The sequence below is a fragment of the Pseudomonas sp. GNP012 genome (genome assembly GCF_054343835.1).
In genome coordinates, this window is sequence record NZ_JBTGUU010000003.1 from 1 (window position 1) to 2,768 (window position 2,768).

Annotated in this window: 5 protein-coding genes and 1 pseudogene; all 6 read right to left on the reverse strand. The window is 39.8% G+C overall.

Annotated elements, in window-relative coordinates:
• Positions 1 to 1,217: HYR-like domain-containing protein (locus tag ACXX83_RS28050; RefSeq protein WP_502318168.1), on the reverse strand; the 1,217-nt coding region annotated here is incomplete at its 3' end.
• A gap of 47 nt (positions 1,218 to 1,264) precedes the next feature.
• Positions 1,265 to 1,540, reverse strand: coding sequence for an HYR-like domain-containing protein (locus ACXX83_RS28055; protein ID WP_502318169.1), 276 nt, complete (start codon positions 1,538 to 1,540; stop codon positions 1,265 to 1,267).
• Positions 1,476 to 1,829 (reverse strand): HYR-like domain-containing protein, encoded by a 354-nt coding sequence (locus tag ACXX83_RS28060; protein WP_502318174.1) that lies wholly within the window; start codon positions 1,827 to 1,829, stop codon positions 1,476 to 1,478. Before ACXX83_RS28060 ends, ACXX83_RS28055 begins: the two co-directional genes overlap by 65 nt.
• A gap of 30 nt (positions 1,830 to 1,859) precedes the next feature.
• A pseudogene (locus tag ACXX83_RS28065) lies at positions 1,860 to 1,979 on the reverse strand (HYR-like domain-containing protein); the annotation flags it as partial.
• Positions 1,980 to 1,987: 8 nt separating this feature from the next.
• The gene (locus ACXX83_RS28070) at positions 1,988 to 2,230 is read right to left on the reverse strand and encodes an HYR-like domain-containing protein (protein WP_502318171.1); all 243 of its coding nucleotides are present in this window, start codon (positions 2,228 to 2,230) and stop codon (positions 1,988 to 1,990) included.
• A partial coding sequence (locus tag ACXX83_RS28075; protein ID WP_502318172.1) for an HYR-like domain-containing protein occupies positions 2,166 to 2,768 on the reverse strand: 603 nt, incomplete at its 5' end. The genes ACXX83_RS28075 and ACXX83_RS28070, both read right to left, overlap by 65 nt.

A 2,768-nucleotide genomic window follows, 5' to 3' on the forward strand; every position in this document is an offset into this window, starting at 1 on the left:
TCGATGGTATAGGTATACACCCAGTTGAGTGTGTTTCCTTCACAATCAGTGAATTTGTAAGTATAAGTCACATCGCCCTCACAAGCAGGAGTTTCAGAGATTACTACAGCGGCAGGAGACAATACATTTCCACAATTGTCTTTTACTTCAGGAACATTTGGTTCTGCTAGAGAAGCTGCACAAGCAATAGTTGAACCAGTATTAGCTGGGAAGTTAGTTGTGAAATCTAAACTTTCGATGGTATAGGTATACACCCAGTTGAGTGTGTTTCCTTCACAATCAGTGAATTTGTAAGTATAAGTTACATTGCCCTCACAAGCAGGAGTTTCAGAGATTACTACAGCGGCAGGAGACAATACATTTCCACAATTGTCTTTTACTTCAGGAACAATTGGTTCTGCTAGAGAAGCTGCACAAGCAATAGTTGAACCAGTATTAGCTGGCATAGTGAAATCTAAACTTTCGATAGTATAGGTATACACCCAGTTGAGTGTGTTTCCTTCACAATCAGTGAATTTGTAAGTATAAGTTACATTGCCCTCACAAGCAGGAGTTTCAGAGATTACTACAGTTGCAGGAGACAATACATTTCCACAATTGTCTTTTACTTCAGGAACAATTGGTTCTGCTAGAGAAGCTGCACAAGCAATAGTTGAACCAGTATTAGCTGGCATAGTGAAATCTAAACTTTCGATGGTATAGGTATACACCCAGTTGAGTGTGTTTCCTTCACAATCAGTGAATTTGTAAGTATAAGTCACATCGCCCTCACAAGCAGGAGTTTCAGAGATTACTACAGCGGCAGGAGACAATACATTTCCACAATTGTCTTTTACTTCAGGAACAATTGGTTCTGCTAAAGAAGCTGCACAAGCAATAGTTGAACCAGTATTAGCTGGCATAGTGAAATCTAAACTTTCGATAGTATAGGTATACACCCAGTTGAGTGTGTTTCCTTCACAATCAGTGAATTTGTAAGTATAAGTTACATTGCCCTCACAAGCAGGAGTTTCAGAGATTACTACAGTTGCAGGAGACAATACATTTCCACAATTGTCTTTTACTTCAGGAACAATTGGTTCTGCTAGAGAAGCTGCACAAGCAATAGTTGAACCAGTATTAGCTGGCATAGTGAAATCTAAACTTTCGATGGTATAGGTATACACCCAGTTGAGTGTGTTTCCTTCACAATCAGTGAATTTGTAAGTATAAGTCACATCGCCCTCACAAGCAGGAGTTTCAGAGATTACTACAGCGGCAGGAGTCAGAATACATTTCCACAATTGTCTTTTACTTCAGGAACATTTGGTTCTGCTAGAGAAGCTGCACAAGCAATAGTTGAACCAGTATTAGCTGGGCAGTTAGTTGTGAAATCTAAACTTTCGATGGTATAGGTATACACCCAGTCGTGTGTGTTTCCTTCACAATCAGTGAATTTGTAAGTATAAGTTACATTGCCCTCACAAGCAGGAGTTTCAGAGATTACTACAGCGGCAGGAGTCAATACATTTCCACAATTGTCTTTTACTTTCAGGAACAATTGGTTCTGCTAGAGAAGCTGCACAAGCAATAGTTGAACCAGTATTAGCTGGGCAGTTAGTTGTGAAATCTAAACTTTCGATGGTATAGGTATACACCCAGTCGTGTGTGTTTCCTTCACAATCAGTGAATTTGTAAGTATAAGTTACATTGCCCTCACAAGCAGGATTTTCAGAGATTACTACAGCGGCAGGAGACAATACATTTCCACAATTGTCTTTTACTTCAGGAACATTTGGTTCTGCTAGAGAAGCTGCACAAGCAATAGTTGAACCAGTATTAGCTGGCATAGTGAAATCTAAACTTTCGATGGTATAGGTATACACCCAGTCGAGTGTGTTTCCTTCACAATCAGTGAATTTGTAAGTATAAGTTACATTGCCCTCACAAGCAGGAGTTTCAGAGATTACTACAGCGGCAGGAGTCAATACATTTCCACAATTGTCTTTTACTCAGGAACAATTGGTTCTGCTAGAGAAGCTGCACAAGCAATAGTTGAACCAGTATTAGCTGGCATAGTGAAATCTAAACTTTCGATGGTATAGGTATACACCCAGTTGAGTGTGTTTCCTTCACAATCAGTGAATTTGTAAGTATAAGTCACATCGCCCTCACAAGCAGGAGTTTCAGAGATTACTACAGCGGCAGGAGTCAATACATTTCCACAATTGTCTTTTACTTTCAGGAACATTTGGTTCTGCTAGAGAAGCTGCACAAGCAATAGTTGAACCAGTATTAGCTGGGCAGTTAGTTGTGAAATCTTCGCTTTCGATGGTATAGGTATACACCCAGTCGTGTGTGTTTCCTTCACAATCAGTGAATTTGTAAGTATAAGTTACATTGCCCTCACAAGCAGGAGTTTCAGAGATTACTACAGCGGCAGGAGACAATACATTTCCACAATTGTCTTTTACTTCAGGAACATTTGGTTCTGCTAGAGAAGCTGCACAAGCGACAGTTGAACCAGTATTAGCTGGCACAGTGAAATCTAAAGTTTCGATGGTATAGGTATACACCCAGTTGAGTGTGTTTCCTTCACAATCAGTGAATTTGTAAGTATAAGTTACATTGCCCTCACAAGCAGGAGTTTCAGAGATTACTACAGTTGCAGGAGTCAATACATTTCCACAATTGTCTTTTACTTCAGGAACATTTGGTTCGGCTAGAGAAGCTGCACAAGCAATAGTTGAACCAGTATTAGCTGGGCAGTTAGTTGTGAAATCTAAACT

Excerpts from the sequence above, each read along its gene's own strand:
- ACXX83_RS28070 (WP_502318171.1), bottom strand. The coding sequence starts at position 2,230 with ATGTTCCTGAAAGTAAAAGACAATTGTGGAAATGTATTGACTCCTGCC.
- ACXX83_RS28060 (WP_502318174.1), bottom strand. The coding sequence starts at position 1,829 with ATGCCAGCTAATACTGGTTCAACTATTGCTTGTGCAGCTTCTCTAGCA.